This window comes from Candidatus Methylacidiphilales bacterium (assembly GCA_025056655.1).
Classification (GTDB): Bacteria; Verrucomicrobiota; Verrucomicrobiia; order Methylacidiphilales; family JANWVL01; genus JANWVL01.
In genome coordinates, this window is sequence record JANWVL010000140.1 from 1 (window position 1) to 2,303 (window position 2,303).

A 2,303-nucleotide genomic window follows, 5' to 3' on the forward strand; every position below is an offset into this window, starting at 1 on the left:
TCTGTGATTTCATTTCTAGCTGATTGCACGAAATTTCCCCAATTTTTGTCATGGGTATTAAATTTTGGAATAGGGATGCCTAGAATATCTCCCCATCCTCTATAGTTCGTATTAATCCCGCCGCTAATAACGCAAATTGTAGTATTCAAAGAGCTTCCCATCTGCGTCGGATTAAAACCTGAGATCCCACTCGTCAACCCGCTCGAATGCCGTCCCCGTCGGATCCACGCCATTCACCGGATCATTATTCGCATAACTGTAAAGACTCATATCTGAGGCGTGGCCGAGAGGGTCAGGCATAAGACCTTTGCGTTGCTTTACTAAAGTTCAATTTACTTATATATCTGTATCTCGAGTAACTTCCTATCCATAGATATAAGATGATTAGTAAGATTATGCATCAGGAATTTTTCATGTTATTTATTATTTAAACATAACTTAACTATATAAACAATAGACCCTAGTAACCACGCACAAAAACCAATAAACAAGTGTCCCGCCCCTGGAACATCTTGTTTCATTTGTGAATCAAGAAACATTGCTACTAAAGTATAGATAAACCATAAAATAGCTGATGCAAAAGTATAGATAATATATCCAGATTTTATTCTAATGCATTTTGATGGAATAAACCAAATAGTCATTATCAACAAAACTATCTGTATTATTAATAATCCAAAACTTAGTAAATGTAACATAATTTTTAATCAGAAATAGTTCCTGATATTGGATATGGATCACCCAATGTTGCTAGAAATATAGATAAAATCGCATTATGTTTTGAAGTCCCACCATTATGATCAGACTGAGAAAATGGGAAAGCATATATATCCATCACTTGTATAGATTCTCCATCATTAGTGTATCGAAACTGCCCTAAACTTAGACCTACATTTATCGTGTCTAAGGGATGACTCCATGATCCATATTGATTCCATGTAATATTTGTAGGCTGATTCGTTAATGGAAATGATTGCGGATTTGCTTTCTGCAAATTTTGAAGCGATTCTATTAGGTTTGGCCCTAGAGTTACAGGTTCACCACTCCGCAAAATATAATGAGCAAGACTACTCACAGGCCAATTTATTACTGGAGTCGGTGATGTTATCGGAGACAAAAGTTGATCCACTTGATTCCCGAATGATTCAATGGCTCCTGATACTGCCGCACCCACAATCGCGCTCCACTGATACGTCTTGGAATTACTCGATCCAGGTGCGCTAAACCCCGTCACTCCGCTCGTAAATCCATCCACTGCCCTCCCACTCGGATCCACGCCATTCACCGGATCATTATTCGCATAACTGTAGAGGCTCATATCTGAGGCGTGACCGAGGGGATCGGCGGAAAGGAATCGCGCGGTGGGATAATGATACAGCCTTGCCCCCATGTGAATCACATCTTTTTCCTTATTATTTTCCCGATGAAAACTTGTTTAATACCATGTCAATAAAACCACCTTCTTTTGTTGTATAATACATCCAATTATTAAAATCAAAAAAAATTATTATAAATAACATAGCTGGAAGTAGTCCAAGGCCTTTTCCCACTCGGTCTAATTTTTCCCATTTTAAAAGAGTAAAAATTACTCCTATCAAAGCAAGCACCGCATTTATTAGAGCAAGCGGCATCATTCTATTAATTAACAACCTAAATTTTTCTAAATAGTCAGAGGCATGCATTCGTTGATAATCCATACAAATAAAAATTACCCAAATCAATATTGATAAAATGAATAGAATTAAATTCTTCTTCATTTTGAAAAATTTCTAATCCCATTTTGGGTCATACGCGATCCTCCAATAAATAAACCGCCGCTGTTTTGATTAATGGCATTATAGACATCATAGGTTGCTGCTAAATGATTCCCGTTAAAATGCCCCAAATCCCCATGGTTTCCGTAAAAGTATTGGATAGATCCAATATTTGACGGCACAGTCCTGTTATCTAAATTTCTCCCAAGATAATCTATACTCAATAGATTCGCTATAGCTAATCCAAGAGGTGACATCGATCTGTAATATTCCATATCTAACGGGCGTTCATTAATATTCGACATACTGGCTAAATAAGTATGCGATGAATCCACGTTAGGAGGAATAGTTTGCGGATATAAACCGTTCCCTACACCAGGAGGAAATCCCATTGCATACACAGGATCGATCATATGCATTTGGGTGATAATCTTCTCATTACTGTATGGAGGCACTAAATATGCATTGGGCACCACTTTGATATGACTCATTGCGCCTAGATTGTCTGTGTAATCTGGTTCCATCTTTGTCCATCTAGTTAATTATCTA

4 protein-coding genes are annotated in these 2,303 nt (G+C 37.6%); all 4 read right to left on the minus strand.

Annotated elements, in window-relative coordinates; translation table 11 throughout:
- Window positions 1-171: 171 nt before the first annotated feature.
- The 4 genes from NZM04_08905 to NZM04_08920 all read right to left on the minus strand — a co-directional run bounded on the left by NZM04_08905 (window position 172) and on the right by NZM04_08920 (window position 2,278).
- Window positions 172-300 carry a hypothetical protein gene (locus NZM04_08905; protein ID MCS7064141.1) on the minus strand — a complete coding sequence of 43 codons (129 nt, stop codon included), beginning with the start codon at window positions 298-300 and terminating at the stop codon, window positions 172-174.
- Between the two features lie 403 nt (window positions 301-703).
- Window positions 704-1,390: a hypothetical protein gene (locus NZM04_08910; GenBank protein ID MCS7064142.1), complete on the minus strand. Its 687-nt coding sequence runs from the start codon at window positions 1,388-1,390 to the stop codon at window positions 704-706.
- Window positions 1,391-1,412: 22 nt separating this feature from the next.
- Window positions 1,413-1,682, minus strand: a complete 270-nt coding sequence (locus tag NZM04_08915) for a hypothetical protein (GenBank protein MCS7064143.1) — start codon at window positions 1,680-1,682, stop codon at window positions 1,413-1,415.
- A gap of 71 nt (window positions 1,683-1,753) precedes the next feature.
- Window positions 1,754-2,278 carry a hypothetical protein gene (locus tag NZM04_08920; protein MCS7064144.1) on the minus strand — a complete coding sequence of 175 codons (525 nt, stop codon included), beginning with the start codon at window positions 2,276-2,278 and terminating at the stop codon, window positions 1,754-1,756.
- Between the last annotated feature and the right edge of the window lie 25 nt (window positions 2,279-2,303).